This window comes from Puniceicoccus vermicola (assembly GCF_014230055.1).
Taxonomy (GTDB): Bacteria; Verrucomicrobiota; Verrucomicrobiia; order Opitutales; family Puniceicoccaceae; genus Puniceicoccus; species Puniceicoccus vermicola.
Genome location: NZ_JACHVA010000126.1, coordinates 153983 through 169739, shown reverse-complemented (window position 1 = coordinate 169739; position 15757 = coordinate 153983). Strand labels below are relative to the sequence as shown.

12 protein-coding genes are annotated in these 15757 nt (G+C 55.0%); 9 read left to right on the top strand and 3 right to left on the bottom strand.

What is annotated here, in order from left to right:
- The first annotated feature begins 96 nt into the window (after positions 1 to 96).
- From H5P30_RS16645 to H5P30_RS16605, 9 genes are all read left to right on the top strand, one after another.
- The gene (locus H5P30_RS16645; protein WP_185694042.1) at positions 97 to 3144 is read left to right on the top strand and encodes a carbohydrate binding domain-containing protein; all 3048 of its coding nucleotides are present in this window, start codon (positions 97 to 99) and stop codon (positions 3142 to 3144) included.
- 15 nt (positions 3145 to 3159) lie between these two features.
- On the top strand, positions 3160 to 4917 hold the full coding sequence (locus tag H5P30_RS16640) for a sodium:solute symporter family protein (RefSeq protein WP_185694041.1): 1758 nt from the start codon (positions 3160 to 3162) through the stop codon (positions 4915 to 4917).
- 2 nt (positions 4918 to 4919) lie between these two features.
- Complete coding sequence (locus H5P30_RS16635; RefSeq protein ID WP_185694040.1) at positions 4920 to 6332, top strand: FAD-dependent oxidoreductase; 1413 nt, start codon at positions 4920 to 4922, stop codon at positions 6330 to 6332.
- Positions 6333 to 6342: 10 nt separating this feature from the next.
- Positions 6343 to 7821 carry an ADP-ribosylglycohydrolase family protein gene (locus H5P30_RS16630; protein ID WP_185694039.1) on the top strand — a complete coding sequence of 493 codons (1479 nt, stop codon included), beginning with the start codon at positions 6343 to 6345 and terminating at the stop codon, positions 7819 to 7821.
- A 17-nt stretch (positions 7822 to 7838) separates the two neighbouring features.
- On the top strand, positions 7839 to 9254 hold the full coding sequence (locus H5P30_RS16625; protein WP_185694038.1) for a GH1 family beta-glucosidase: 1416 nt from the start codon (positions 7839 to 7841) through the stop codon (positions 9252 to 9254).
- Complete coding sequence (locus H5P30_RS16620; RefSeq protein WP_185694037.1) at positions 9247 to 10065, top strand: alpha/beta hydrolase fold domain-containing protein; 819 nt, start codon at positions 9247 to 9249, stop codon at positions 10063 to 10065. Before H5P30_RS16625 ends, H5P30_RS16620 begins: the two co-directional genes overlap by 8 nt.
- A 30-nt stretch (positions 10066 to 10095) precedes the next feature.
- Positions 10096 to 10842, top strand: coding sequence for a sialate O-acetylesterase (locus H5P30_RS16615; protein ID WP_343075448.1), 747 nt, complete (start codon positions 10096 to 10098; stop codon positions 10840 to 10842).
- A gap of 68 nt (positions 10843 to 10910) precedes the next feature.
- Positions 10911 to 11459, top strand: coding sequence for a hypothetical protein (locus H5P30_RS16610; RefSeq protein WP_185694036.1), 549 nt, complete (start codon positions 10911 to 10913; stop codon positions 11457 to 11459).
- A 185-nt stretch (positions 11460 to 11644) separates the two neighbouring features.
- The gene (locus H5P30_RS16605) at positions 11645 to 12256 is read left to right on the top strand and encodes a hypothetical protein (RefSeq protein ID WP_185694035.1); all 612 of its coding nucleotides are present in this window, start codon (positions 11645 to 11647) and stop codon (positions 12254 to 12256) included.
- Between the two features lie 44 nt (positions 12257 to 12300).
- Here H5P30_RS16605 and H5P30_RS16600 read toward each other — a convergent pair whose 3' ends face one another.
- The 3 genes from H5P30_RS16600 to H5P30_RS16590 are packed head-to-tail and all read right to left on the bottom strand — an operon-like array spanning position 12301 to position 15647.
- Positions 12301 to 13005 (bottom strand): prepilin-type N-terminal cleavage/methylation domain-containing protein, encoded by a 705-nt coding sequence (locus H5P30_RS16600; protein ID WP_185694034.1) that lies wholly within the window; start codon positions 13003 to 13005, stop codon positions 12301 to 12303.
- 54 nt (positions 13006 to 13059) lie between these two features.
- Positions 13060 to 14940: a hypothetical protein gene (locus tag H5P30_RS16595; protein ID WP_185694033.1), complete on the bottom strand. Its 1881-nt coding sequence runs from the start codon at positions 14938 to 14940 to the stop codon at positions 13060 to 13062.
- Positions 14941 to 14981: 41 nt separating this feature from the next.
- Positions 14982 to 15647, bottom strand: a complete 666-nt coding sequence (locus H5P30_RS16590; RefSeq protein ID WP_185694032.1) for a PEP-CTERM sorting domain-containing protein — start codon at positions 15645 to 15647, stop codon at positions 14982 to 14984.
- Positions 15648 to 15757 lie beyond the last annotated feature (110 nt).

Sequence of the window (15757 nt, the reverse complement as noted above, 5' to 3'; positions counted from 1 at the left end):
CTTTCGAAATACCGAGCTCGAAAGCCATGATAGCAATAAAGCATCACCACAAAGGGCGATGCACTAACCCATCGTGCAATTGGCAGATATCCTCCTATGAAATACAGCCCATTCTATGCGCTCCTAGGATTCGCATCCACAGCAGTCGCGAGCAGCCTAAGTCTAACAAACCCGAGCTTCGAAGAAGGCAGCTCGGGATGGTCCATCCTGGACAGCATGAGCTCGGTCCAGACAGAAGCCGCTCATCAGGGACACCGTGGCCTCGTCGTCGATGACCAGGACAGCTCAAACGGGAGCAACGTGCGCTCTGCCTGCATTCCAGCACATGCGGGCGAGCTCTACCGCATCTCTTTTGATGCGAAAATAGTCAACGGAGGGGGAATCGCCGTATATATCCAATATTTCGACGAAAGCGGGACACTACTCACAAACTCAAAACTCAAAAACGAGAATTTGCTAGTGGTTCCCCAAAGAGCAGAGGGCTGGGATCGCTATTCGCTCAGCGCAACCGCCCCCGAAGGCACTGCCAAACTCGCAATATGGATTCACTCGTTCAATGGAAATCGAGTCAAAGCTTACTTCGACCACTTCGAGTTGACCCAGGAAGCACCCCTTCCACTCAAAAACCCCGACTTCGAAAACAACAGCGAAGGATGGATCATTCGTGACAAAATGAGCCAAGTTGATCCGTCAGCAGCAAAAAGCGGCACGCTCGGCTTACTCGTGGACGATCAAGACAATCAGCGCGGCAGCGACGTTCGATCCGAGAAAATCAGCATCCAATCAGGCCATTCCTACCAACTGGATTTCGATGCCAAGCTTATCGATGGTGCGGGCATCGCAGTCTATCTACAGTTCTACGATGCTATCGGCCGAAGGATTCAAGCGAAGGACAATATCGAAATCCTGCGAACCATCACCGCAAAAGATTGGGAATCCCATTCACTCGCGGCCACCGCTCCGGACAACGCGAATTCAGTGGACATTTGGATTCACTCTTTCAATGGCAACCTAGTTAAGGCGGCCTTTGATAATTTTGTCCTGAAACCAGCTTCAAGAGATGAAGTGGAGGCAAACCCCAGTACCCAGGCCTCGACGAAAGCGCCGGCTTGGACTGGTGATGCGAATACGTTAATCGCATTTGAAAAAAAAAAGCCGAGTGCTGATTTCTCAGAACTCAAAGTGCTGCAACCAGATGGTTCTGCCTTCCGTCAGCCTGAAGAGAATTGGGAACAGGCTCGCTATCTCATCCAGGAAGACCCCGAATGGGGTCAGTGGTTTGAGGAGAAGAAAGCGGAAGTCGACGATTGGATCGCCAACAATGAAGACCGCGCAGGATGGGAGGCTGGCTGGAACCACGCTTTCATCAGCCCCCAGGACAACTCCTTCCTCGTTTGGACCAAGGATGTCCCGGGGGAAGACATCGACTTCTTCGTGAGCAAGACCGGAGACCGCGTCGAGATCACCCCGACCCTGTTTCGCGCCTGGGTGGGCGCCTTCCGAAAAAATCACGCCTCAATGCTGATTGAGGCGGCTTACGTGTATCATATCACCGAGGACCCGGAATACGCCGAATGGGTCGCCTCCCAACTCGATTTTTATGCCGATCACTACGACTCGTGGGGAAACGGGGTCGACCAGAAAAAACACTCCCATCTCGGCTATCAGAGCCTCGACGATGCGGTCATCATATCCCGGCAAATCGACGCCGCCCGCCTCGTCTTTGACTATGCCGGTCCCGAACGCCGCCAGAACTGGTTCGAGAACCTCTTCAAACCTGAGGCTAAACTCCTCAGCAAAAGCTACCAAACCATTCACAACATCGCGACTTGGCAGCGCGCTACCGAAGCCAAAATAGCCCTCCTCTACGATGACGAGGATCTTTGGAAGCAGGCTGTCGATTCGAAATATGGTCTGAGAGCCCAGTTTTCACGAGGCGTCACCTCTGACTACCTCTGGTATGAGCAATCAATGGGATACAACTCTTTCATCATGATGGCCTCCAACTCCCTCTTCACCTTCACAGGGCTTCTCGGACAAGGAGAATTGCTCCAGGAAGAAGCGGAGATCTCGCAAAACATGATGCTTGCCCCCTTGGCTCTCCGCTTCCCCAACAATAAACTCCCCAACCCTGCGGACAACACCAACATCCCGGGCGCATCCACGGGATGGCTCACCCGCACCTACCGAATTTTGCCGACCTACCTTGGGCTGAACAATGCTCTTGAACAGAAAAGCTGGGAGACCTTGATCGATCCACCCGCCGCCATTCTTCCCTCGGACGCGCCCACCCTACCGGAACTCCCCGAAGTTGTAACCCGGAACTTGGAGTCCTCCCGATTCGCCCTCATCAAGGAAGGCCTCTGGCAAATCTTTTTTCACTACGGACAACTCAATCGCTCTCATGCTCAGGCGGAAGCACTGAATTGGTCCGCCTCCTATGGAAACACCATGATCTCTCAGGATGCGGGCACCGTCGGCTACAGCTCCCCCATGTATACGGGATACTACCGTCTGGGACTTGCGCAAAATGTTCCCCTCATTAACGGGCTGGGACAAATCCCTTGGAAACGCGGAACGCTACTGCACTTCGATGAAGCGGATGCATCGGTCACCGCGGCGCAACCGGAGTACCGTGAAAACGCTTCCGCCCAACGCACACTAAGCATCCACGGCGACACCTTAATCGATACCACAATCGTCGAAATAAGCGAAAACTCCGCCGAACCGGAGGTGCTTGGCATGACTCTACACCTTGAGGGCAGCGTCGATCCCGGCGATTCATTCGCACCAGTCGATCCCGACACCTTCACCGCTGGACGGCCCCCACAATATCAATACTGGTCCGAACTGTTTTCCTCACCAGTAACAGACTCCATCACCCTCCCGGTCACCTTTAAGGGCGGACTGATCTTGAACCTCACCTTTCAATATGAAGGCCCCTTCACTCTTTTCATCGCAAAGGCCCCCGGACAGCCTCCCGCCACACACACCGTTTTCTACATCGAAACCGCCCCCACCCGCCAAGCCGAATTCATCACCCGCCTCAGCCCCAAAGCAATCGAACCCACCGCTCACGACAAACCCAAAGGAGAGGCAGAGGAGCAGAAAGAGTTCTTCGAAAGACTCTTCGATTGGTTCTAAACCGAGCGTCCGCCAATGATCATCGAATATCTTACCCTCTCCGTATACCTCGGGGTTCTTCTGGCTCTTGGGGCCTACTTCAAGAAGTTCACCACGAATTTAAGTGACTTTGTCCGCGGAGGTGGCCAAGGAAGCTGGTGGCTGATCGGAACGAGTATTCTCATGTCAGCGATCAGTGCCTTCACCTTCACCGGAAATGCTTCCGCCGCTTTCGAGGGAGGCCCTTCCTTGCTCGTCATTTACGCCGCCAACTGTGCCGGCTTCGCCTGTGGTGGTCTCTTCATCGGGCCGTGGATGCGCCAGACCCGCGCCTACACAACCGCGGATGTCATCCGGACGCGATTTGGAGTGCCCGTCGAGCAGTTCGGCGCCTGCTTCGGAGTCTTGATCGGTCCCATAACCGCAGCGATCCAACTCTACGCCCTTTCCCTCTTTGCCAGCACGGTGATGGGGCTGCCCCTCATTCCCGTCATGATCTCGATTGCGGTCATCGTCACCTTCTACTCGACCTCGGGCGGAAAGTGGGCGGTCATGGCGACCGATTTCGTGCAGGCCATGGTCATGCTCTCCATTACCCTTTTGGTATGCTTTCTGTCATTGCGGGCCATTGGCGGCATCCCCGAGTTTCTCTCTTTCTTCAAGGACCCCCGCTTCGCAGAAGACTTCCAATTCATCAAGGAAAGCGGTGCCTTTCCCGGGAACCGATACACCTGGCTTTGGGCCGTCGCGATCTTCCTGATGCAGGTAAACTCCCAACTCAGCCTCTCTGCTGCGGGTCGCTTCATCTCCGCCCGCGATGGCAAGGAAGCCTCACGCGCCTCCTGGCTGGCTTTCGTCCTCATGGCTCTGGGAAGTGCCGTTTGGTTTATCCCGCCGATGATCGCCCGCTTTCTCTTTGAGGCCGACATTCTCAACTCCGGACTCGATAAGCCTGCAGAAAGCGCCTACGCCTTCATCGCCATGAAGCTCCTGCCCAATGGGCTGCTGGGCATGCTGATCGCCGCCATGTTCGCCGCTACGATGAGCAGCATGGATACCGGACTCAACAGCCAAGTGGGGGCGATCGTCCGCAACATCATTCCCCGTTTGCGGGGAGCCCTGGGCCGCACCGAACCCCTTTCGCAAAAGGTCGAAATGCGGATCTGCCACATCGCAACCATCTTTCTCGGCACTCTTATCGTTTGCTACGCATTACTCTTCGTCTTCTACAGCCAGATCACCCTTTTCGACGCGAGCCTGACCGTGGCTTCGGTCATCGGCGTTCCGATGTCGTTTCCGATGTTTCTGGGACTCTGGCTAAAGAGGCTGCCGAAGTGGTCGTACTTCCCCATTTTCTTCGCCTGCCTCGCCCCGTCAATCTGGTCCTTCATCGACGAAAAAATGTTCGAGAACGCCTGGACCGTTCAGGAACGCGCGATCTGGATCATGCTCTTCGGCACCGTCGCAGCCATCGTCTGCCTGATCCTGTCGAAACGCTCCAGCGAAAAGTCCCAAGCCGATGTCCGGGCCTTCTTCATAAACATGCACACTCCAATCGACTATCAGAACGAGGTGGGAGAGGCAGAGGTCGACTATGAGCAATACTTTGTCATCTCCAAAGCCGTCTGCACGGTCGGTGCCCTCATCCTCCTCATTCTCCTGGCCCCCAACGACCTCTTCAATCGTCTCTGCATTCTCTTCGTTGCGGGCTTTGTCCTGACCATCGGAGCCCTCCTTCGCATTGGAGGGAAGCGCATGAAGGCGAAATCGCTCGCCGCTTCCATTAATCATTGAATATGTCTGATTCCACAAATTTACCAAAGTATCATTACGACGTCATCGTGATGGGCGGCGGCCCATCGGGCGCGCACGCCGGAATCGCAGCGGCTCGTGAGGGTAAGAAAGTGCTTGTCGTTGAGAAACACGGCTTCCTTGGCGGCTCTCTCACGGCCATGGGCGTGGGTCCCATGATGAGCTTTCACAACCCAGCTGGAGAGCAAGTCGTCATGGGACAGGCGGAAGAACTCATTCAACGCCTGATGCAGAAAAACGCCAGCCCTGGCCACATCCCGGATAGCGTCACTTACTGCAGCACCGTCACTCCCTTCGACAGCGAGGCACTCAAGATCGAGCTGGAAAGTATGCTACTGGAAGCAGGTGCCGACCTACTCTACCACACACACTTTGCCTGCGCCGAAAAGGACGATTCGGGTCAAGTCAGCACCATCACACTCTGCAATAAAGCTGGCCTACAACGCTACGAGGCGAAGGTCTTCATCGATGCCACAGGTGACGGTGACTTATCGGCTGCTCTCGGCGCTAAATTTGCCTTGGGACGACCGGGTGACAACGCCACGCAGCCGATGACCATGAATTTAAAAATCGGCAATGTTGACATGGCCGCCGTTCGCCAAAGCGTTTTCGATGATCCGGACGATTTTGAATTCGATCTGGGAGCCGAAGAAGGTCTCCGCCGACTCAAAGAAACGCCACGCGTCAGTCTCAAAGCTTATACCAAGACTTGGAAAGCAGCCAAAGCACGCGGTGAAGTGGATGTGCCCCGTGAGTTTGTTCTGTTTTTCGAGACGGCCACACCTGGGGTCGTCATTGTGAATACTTCACGTATCCAAGGACTCGACGGAACCAATCCATATGACTTGAGCAAAGCGGAAGTCATTGGCCGCAAACAAAATCTGCAGATATTCCATTTCCTCAAGACACACTGTAAAGGCTTTGAGAATGCGATCCAGATGGACGGCGCGGCTCAGATAGGCATCCGGGAAACACGACGTATTGAAGGACTCTATACGATGACCGCAGAGGATGTGCTCAACGAGACCTCATTCCCGGACCCCATCGCACTGGGTGGCTATCCCATCGACATTCACTCGCCCGATAAAGTCGAAACCAATTCCAATCATCTAGCCGACAACACAAAGTACCAAATTCCGATGCGCTGCCTCCTGCCGAAACAGCCCAATAATTTGATCGTCGCCGGACGCTGTATCAGTGCCACCCACGAAGCCATGGCCGCCTTTCGCGTCAGCCCAATCGCTATGGCCATCGGTCAGGCCGCCGGAACGATGGCCGCAGTCGCGGTCGAGAATAAGCTTCCAGCCAACCAAATCGACTACGAATCCGTGCGTTCCCACTTAATCGCAGGCAAAGCCAAACTGCCGGCAACGACGAGCGCGCTCGCATCACACTAAGCATCGCTTCATGACACAAAAGCAAACAACTCTCTCACTGCAAGAAAGTGTCGCAGGCTGCTGGCTCGGCAAGTCCATTGGAGGCACGATCGGCCTTTCCGCAGAAGGCGACATCGGCCCACTCAATTTCACCTACTACGATCCGGTTCCGACAATCGCTCCGCCCAATGATGATCTCGAACTTCAACTCGTGTGGCTACACCTACTCGAACAGAAGGGCTTCGAACTCACTCAGGAGGATTTCCGGCAAGCATGGATCGACCACATTCACTACATGTGGGATGAATACGGCCGCTGCCGTTGGAATCTACGCCGCGGCGTCCCAACCGCAGCCGTCGGCACCTTCGAGAACTGGTTTGGCTCCAGCATGGGCTCTCCGATCCGTTCCGAGATCTGGGCAATCCTTTGCGCCGGAAAACCTGAACACGCCGCTGCCTACGCGAGGCTCGACGCCTCCCTCGATCACGGCCGGGAGGGGATTGCCGGCGAGGTTTTTCTCGCCGTGCTTCAATCACTGATCCTCGACAACGTCGAACTCCGGAACGCTCTTCGAAGAGCTCTCGAAGCCATTGACCCCCAATCCGAAACCGCAAAAGCCCTCCAACTCGCTTTCGACCTCCATGCACACGGGCACCGCGAATGGAACGCCTACCATGAGATCGTGGCTACGCATGGGCAGGAGAACTTCACCCACGCTCCTTTGAATCTCGCGCTCATCGGGTGGGCACTGCTTTACGGGGATGGTGATTTCGACAAGTCGCTCCTTCTCGGAACAAACTGCGGCTACGACACCGACTGCACCGCTGCTACCGTCGGCGCCACACTGGGCATGATGATCGGCCCGGAAGGAATCGACGAGCGATGGAAAACACCGATTGGTGATGGAGTCTTCATCGGCCCCGGGATCATCGGCATCCAGGCAGCGGAGACTCTCGCAGACCTCACCGACCGCACCCTGAAGCTTCAGAAAAAGTTTGCCAAACAGTCACTGACACCGCTCCCAGCATTACCGGCAATTCCGGTGGTGAATTTGAACGACCTCCCCGGAACCATTGGGATCCTCCCCCGCGGAGAGACGTCACCGGTCCCCTGGGCCAACGGAGAATTACCGCGGGAAGTCCTGGAAGCCGGTGGTGCCGAATGGACTTGGACCGTCGGACCGGAATCGCGAAACGGCTGCCGATTCGTCGCCCTCGCCCGCGAGGGCTGCCGATTCTATCTCGATGAGCAATTGATTCTGGACTGTCCCACAGAAAGCGAATTCGTACCAGCCGTACATCGACCGATTCAAGAGGCAAAGACCATCTTCCAACCCTCCCAAGCCTCCTATCGCGTCCGTTTGGAGTTGAACTCCCGGTCAGCGGATCAGGAAGCCTCTGCGTACATCGGCCTCCCAAACTATCACATCACCACCTGGGACGGAAGTGTGCTGCCGCATGCCGCCACCCTTCCCGCTCCCGAGCCCAAAGTCGCATCCAACGACCAATAACCCATCCCCTCATCGATATGACCGCAAACACCCACCACGCTACACGATACGCTTTTCCCGAAACCTTTCAATGGGGAGTCGCCGCCGCCGCCGCCCAGATCGAAGGAGGCGCCTATGCGGACGGTAAGGGCGAATCCGTATGGGACTCTTATGCGAAAGTGCCGGGAAAGATTAAGAATGGAGACAATCTGGACGTTGCCTGCGATCACTATCATCGCTTCCCGGAGGACTTCGCGTTGATGCGCCAGCTTGGGATTGAGCACTATCGTCTCTCCATTTCCTGGCCCCGCATCTACCCCGAGGGAGATGGCGACGTCAACCAGGCCGGGCTCGATTACTATCACCGCCTCTTTGACTCAATGGAGGCCAATGGCATCACCCCTTGGGTTACCCTGTTTCACTGGGACCTTCCCCAGTCGCTGGAAGCACGATTCGGAGGCTGGCGGTCCCGCGAAACCGTCAACGCCTTCGCCCGCTACGCCGAAACGGTGGTGAAGGCCTTCAGCAGTCGCGTAAAGCACTGGTTCACCTTAAACGAAATCGTGGCCTTCACGCAGCGCGCTTACGGGATGGAACGCAACGCCCCCGGAATCGTTTGTGATCTTAAGACCGTCAATCAGACCTTCCACCATGCCCTTCTCTGCCACGGCCACGCGGTGCGGTCCGTTCGCGAATACGGCCAGGAAGGCAGTATTGTCGGTTTGGTGGACAACCCACTCGTCCCGATTCCCCTCAGCGAATCGCAAGGGGACATCGACGCCGCCCAGGCCTGCTTCATTGAAGATAGCATGCGCGTTCTCAATCCAATTTACCGGGGCGAATATTCGACCGAGTACATCGAAAAATTTGGGGAGGAGAACGTCCCCACCGTGCAAGAACGCGACTTCGAGCTCATTACCGCGGAGTGTGATTTCATCGGCCTGAATATCTACTGGGGCTACTACGTTCGAGCCGGCGCGGATGGCCAGCGGGAACGAGTTCCGTTCCCTCCGGACTATCCCACCGCTTCCGTCGACTGGCTCAAGATCACGCCCGAGTCCCTCTACTGGGGGCCGCGACACATCCGCGACGTCTACGGGGACCAAAAGATCTACATCGCCGAAAGCGGATGCGGCTACCACGACGAACCCCTCAACGAGAACGGCGAGTGCCTCGATCTACAGCGTCGCGACTTGGTCCGCAGCTACTTGAAGGAACTTCACCGCGCCATCCAAGACGGCATCGACGTGCGAGGCTACTTCCTTTGGTCCTTCATGGACAACTTTGAATGGGGTGAGGGCTACGGCATCCGCTTCGGCATCATCCACATGGACTACGAAACGCTCAAACGGACTCCCAAGCTGAGTGCGATTTGGTATTCCGAAGTCATCCGGAATAATACACTCTATCCCCCTCTCTCCACAAACTTCCCCGAGCTTGCCACCAGTGTCTAACGAGTCTTCTCACAAACTCCACCCCGACGATCTCGTGCTCTCGCAGGCACGCCTGGGCCTTCATCTCCTCGAGGATGGGGAGCGCTTTCCCTGCTTTCTCGTTTTACCCGGCGGAGGATATGAGGATGTCGTTCACTCGGAAGGACCTCCGGTCGCCGCCTGGCTGAACTCGATCGGGATCTCCGCCGTTGTTTTGGATTACACGGTCAGCCGCGGGAACCGGAATCAAACGATCTATCCCGCCCCCCAACAACAGGCTCTCTACACGCTTCGGTGGCTTCGCCAGCAAGCGGAGAATCTGAATCTCGACGAATCGAAAATCGGAGTCATTGGGTTCTCCGCGGGTGGGCACCTCGCGGCCTGCACCGCGAATGGCTTCGATCGAGAAGATTGGCTCCTCGATCCTGATCAGACGTTGCAAACCATACCGGCCCGACCGGACGCCTGCATCCTGGCCTATGCCGTCCTAAATACCCAGGGCCCCTTTGCCCACCGGGGAAGCATGCACAACCTGCTCGGGAATGGGTTCGCCAACTCCTCTATCTCCGAGGAGCTCAATTGGCCCGAAAGGATCCACTCGAAAGCCCCGGACACATTCATCTGGCACACGCAAGAAGACGCCACAGTGCCTGTCGAGAACGCTTATCGCATGGCCCTAAGACTCCAGGAGAAAGGAATCCCCCACGAAGCTCACGTATTTCCCAAAGGTTCTCACGGTCTGGGCATTTGCTCCCTCGACTTTCGGCGGCAAGGCGCCGTCGAACAATGGAGGGCACTGGCAGAACGCTGGTTGCGCGAAATCGGATTCTGACCCGGAAAACCCCACCGAATCAAAATCGCTGTGAAATCATTCAAAATCCTCCTCATCGCCCTCCTCCCGCTCGCGAGTGTTACCGCCAAGGAACTCGATCTCTATTTGCTGATCGGTCAATCGAACATGGCTGGACGTGCACCGTATACGCCAGTTGATGCACATGAAATCCCCGGTGTCTTTCTCTTGGATAGCGAAGACCTATGGGAACCAGCCAGCAACCCCCTGAACCGCTACTCAACGATCCGCAAGGATCTAAGCATGCAAAAAATGAACCCCGGATACAGCTTCTCTCTGGCAATGAGGGAGGCCCAACCTGAACGAGAACTGGGGCTGGTCGTGAATGCTCGCGGAGGGAGTAAAATAGAAGAATGGTCCCGCGACAGTGAATACTACCAGGAAGCCCTTCGCCGGACCAAGATCGCACTGAAAGATGGCACGCTTCGAGGAATCCTCTGGCATCAAGGCGAGGCCAACGCCAACGACCCCGCCTATCTCGACAAAATCAGCCAGCTCATCCGCAATTTCCGTGAAGACCTGGATGCCCCCGAGATTCCCTTCATTGCCGGACAGATCAACACCTCCGGCGACTACCTCTTCAATCAGCTGATCCTCCAGCTACCCAGTGTAGTGGAGCACACCGCCGTCGTCTCCAATCAAGGCCTGACCGCCATGGACCGATGGCACTTCGACCACGACAGCATGATCCTCCTCGGACAGCGCTACGCCGAGAAGATGCTGATGCTTGAGCCATCCGTAGAGCCGTTCACCGAATAGACCTGATTAGGCCTCTAAAAATCGTATATTAGCTTGGCAAATATCGAGGCTTAGACAAAATGATCGCAATGAAAACGTCCGTTGCCTTCAGACTCGCATCTTTAGGTCTCTTCTGTTCCAGCGCTGGGGCAGCCATTACGTTGGAATACAACAATAGCACCGGGGCTTACGCGATTTCCGGCACCGCCGCGGGGCCGGGAAGCAACCGAGGTTCGCTGATCGCCTTCGACTGGGATTGGGGATATGATTTAAGCTTCGCGAATGAGGTGCACGCCATCTTTATTGCCGTGGTCGGGGATGAAGGGATTTCGGGAACAGTTGGCGGAACTTCGTTTGTGGCCGACAGTGCCTACTACGATTCCTCCGAGGCCTATTTTGTGGGGTTTAGTTATACGACGCCCGAGGAGACCGGCTCTCTGGTGCTGAACTCCACCTCAGGCTTTGTCAGCGCTGGACTCTGGAGTTCGGGCGACGGCACCTTTACGGGCAACCCGGGGTACTCCACTGACAGCTTTATCCTCGAAGTCGGAGCCGTCCCCGAACCTTCGACCTTCGGGGCGATCGCTGGCTTGGCCGCTCTCGTTCTCACACTCGCTCACCGCCGCCGCATGAAATAAGGCATTTCCCGAACCCATGGTCTTGAGGGTCGCCGAATCAAGTGCCCCTCCCACCCAGCAAGCCCGACTCCGACCGATCCATTATCAGAGCGATTTAACATTGTCAGAGCTTCCTTCGGACTATAGAGACGGATCATGCATTTTCATTGGATGCTTACTCCCATTCTCCCAGTCTTTCCAAACCCATGAGCGAAGAATCGGAACCCGACTCCCCCGAACTCGCATCGGGAATCGTAAAAGCTCTTCGTATTGTTCAGCTGCAGATGGAGCTGGCGGAGCTGACCGGGAAGCCCATTGCCGAGCACACGGCGGAGGATCTACCCGACGATTCGCCGGACGCCCATCTCCAGCATCTTGAGAATATCGAATCCGGCCCCCAGTTTCCCCTGGCCGATCTGCTGAAAGAACACCGCAATTTTACCCCGGCTCCTCTGAGCCGCCTGTCGAACCCCATCGATCTCTCCGAGAATCTATGGCTCCTTCTTTTCACCTTGGCCTCAATGCGGGTCTTTATCTACGACACCGACCACCTTTCGGACGAGGAGCTTTACCGAACTCTCGTCGAAAAGGTGCTTCGCTCGAATACGGTCGATTTACCCGTCAGTGCCGGATGGAACTGCCGTTTCTCGATCTGCGAATTCAGCGACGAGGACACGGATCTGCCCGAGTGCTACCTACGCTACTACGCCGATGAGGAGTTCCGAAGCGAATGGATCGAGGACATCCCTCCCAAAGAAGACCTACCCTACGATCGCGACCGTTTTCTCCCCAATATCGTCCCACAACTCGAGCGGTAGGATCGCCACCGCCGGTAAGTGTAGAGGAGTGGCAGTAACCCCACCTACCTCAGACTCCCAAAGAAAGGACTTGTGCGTTTCTCAACGTCGGAGCCCGTAGGCAAATCTTCTAAAGTCAGAGAATCCACGTGCCCGTCCATGAAAACAACATTGAATGTATTCCCTGGGTGCTGGTTGTAGAACCCCGTCTTAGTGTTTTCGTTCCAAGGGATGGACACGCTCTGAACTCCGGCCTTACGTTCGGCGGCTCCCGAGGCAAGAAAGTTTCCATCCATAAAGAATGCCATTCTAGAGGGCTGCTCAATCTGAAAAATGTTAGTCACATTACGGCTGTAGAGCCCATCTTCCTTGCGCTTATTATTTTCCGATGCGCAAGCGTAAATATTGATCGAATAACTCCGATTCCAATCAGGATTCGGACCAACCTCTGCGAAAGAGGCAGGGCATGAAAGCGGAGTGGGTTGTTCCGTTCCCAGTTGGTCATTGGTAAAACCGAGATAGGGCAACAGCGTTCCAGAATTCGTCTCTACGGGAGCACGCCAAAACATGGAATCAAGCATGTTCCCGTTGTTCTCGTTAATCCAACTCAAACCAGCGAGACCGAGAGTACGAAGCTTCGAAGCACACTCCGTATTTTCTGAGCGTTTACGCATGGAATGAATAACAGGGACAGTGATAGCCACCAACAGCCCGACAACCGCCATCACGACAAGCAATTCAACTAACGAGAAGCCGTTTTTCCGCCTCATTTTCCCGCTGGTTCGGTGGATCTGATTGGAAGATGCAAAATAGTCCATCACGATCTACCACTGAGGTCCAACGACAGGTGACTCCCAAGATTTGCCATCAAATGATGCGCCAATCTCGTGAATCGAATCGGCACCTGGATAGACCAATGCGGCCTGAGGCACCGGAGACCCGCTCAGCCCCACCCAACAGGAACCGTTGAGAAAATACTTTTGCTCGTAAGACTCCCGACAACTCTTCCCAACGCAACTCAAGGCGATCCCTCCCTCGCCCGAGAATACACTGCCCTGCACTGAGCTCTCCCCTGCCTCATCACTAGGTATATACTCAATCCAAACATTGTGCATGAACTCCGCAACGGGCATCGTCTCATCAGGCGCTTTGCCAAAAGCACTAGCCAGAACAAGATTGTTATAAAAGAAGAAGTTCTCGAACTGTCTACTTGATGGCTGAACCCGAGTCAGGAAATAGCCCAGAGGAAAGAAAACATTGTTGTTAAAAACCACTACCCCTTCTCCAGCGGCACGAACCGAATCGCGTGAGAGCCCTTTCATATGATCATTCCATGGAGCCTCCCAATTACCGGAAGGGGCTCCAGCCTTAAACCAACCAGGGGTCCAGCCCGAAGAGTTCACAACCAATTCATTCAACCATGCATCGGAACGAATGACATTACGAAAAATGAAGACAGGTCCTGGCCACGGCTTACCACCCAGAGGCTGCCAGGAAAGCGGCTCAATTACGTTCACAATTAAGTTGTCTCGAACAACCATACCCGAGGCGTGATCCTCACTCTCAATGGCATTGTCTACCAACCTTTCGAATACGTTCTCGTAAATCTCCAGATCCATGCTCCAACGAACGGCCCAGGTGGACAATCCCTCAAAAGCATCATGGATGTAGTTATTGCGCAGAACCCAGCCCTTTCCAGTGAGATTCGTCATGCCTGTTTCGTAAGTCATATTACTCCCGGCACCATTCCCCTTGCGAGACCACCAATAGATCGGAAGCGACTTTGAGCTACCTTTTTTCGCCGAGCGCATCAGCTCCAAGGCATCTTCAAAGGCCGGGTATTGCGAGTAATCGCAATACTCAATCGTAATGTAGTTAGAGGTGGTAGTAGCGTCCGAAGACTCTTTCCTCCCGGAGACACCACTGCGACAACCCAAAAACCAGCTATGCCTTACCGTCACGTGACTACCATTACAGTAGACTCCGGTAAAACCCGGCGTCTCGAAGGTGAATCCATCGATAATAACGTGATTCTCTCCTCGCTCCAAAAGTCCCAGATTGTAGAACAGTGGCCCATTGTAGGCATTCCCTGCAAATCCCCCACCCGTCCTTGGTCCCACTGCCATGGTATGCTCATTCGGGTCAGTCGAACCATATTCCCCGGAAGCATGGAGCCGAACATAGATTTTCTCAGAGGCTTCGTCGTAGAAATATCCGTGCCTCGGCCCCGGATCTCCTTCTTTCGTGACAAAGGATTCCAAGCCATCCAACGAATGATAGGGCTGCAAATCTACACCCGAATACAGAACCCGGCAAGTTGGCCGGTTTAACCCCGCTTGATAAAGCCCCAGTTTCTCGTCGACCAGGTTCCATCGCTCTAGGCCCTCTCGGAGGTCATAATCCGCACTGGTAATGACAACAGCCCCCTCTTCCCGACTCTCCGCAGTCAGTTTGATCGGCTGATCGACTGTGCCCTTAATTCCGAGTTCGATAGGGCCATAATATACCCCTTTTGCAACCAATATCTCGTCACCTGGCACAGCCCGACTTGCGGCCTCCTGAATGGATCGAAGACTTTGACGGCGATCAAGACCGTCGAGGCTGTCGTCGCCTACTACTCCATCTACATAATAAGTCGTAGCGCAGAGAGGGCTTATTGAAAATATCGCAGCCAGCCGGACGAATCCTAGAAGGAAATATTTCATGGAGGGATGAGGTGGGGTCCGGTTGAGCTAACGTGAGCAAGCTAGCGTCTGCGAACACACCATGCGGCCCCCAACACTCCTATCAGCAGACCAAAACTGGCAGGTTCAGGAATGGAAGAAAGCCGGGCGATATCCGTCCCACTCAAAGCAGAATCCCACACACCCGCTGATTCAATCTGTGTTCCGTCCGGAACAGCCCATGTGCTTCCGGCACTACCATTATTGATGGCTCCGACTTGAAAATATCCGCTACCGATATTGTTCGTCGTCGAGATAGATGCGGGCACATCGGAAGTCGTCTCAGCTGCGCTGATCAGATTCCCCGTCTCGGGGCTATAGATCGACAGCGCCACACTATTCGACGCATCATAGACTAGCGAAATGTCATACCATGTACCGGTTTGCAAGGTGTAGCTATTATCGGTCAGTGCCACTTCGTAACTATCACCATCGGAGGAAACATAGGCGGCAGCCTTTCCATTCACTAACTGCAAGGAGATGCCCCGGCTCCCGTTTAGAGCACGCGAGCGAGTCATCAAGGCTATGTTGGCGGGCATGGTCTCGAGATTTACACGAAGCCAGAATGTTTGAGATCCCCCAAGACGGAGAGCCGGGTCATTGGTTTTTAAAACACTGGAACCGTCAAAGCCGATGGTCTGACTACCTGAATTCTCCGCATTAATCCCCGAGGCAGTCTCATAGCTCATGGAGGCAGGAGGATCGAACGCGCTGGCTGAAGTGCCGACCGGGGTCAAATCGTAACCATTGGTGCCTGTGGTGTTACCTTCAAACCCCCACCATGCCAGAGGAGTTTGCG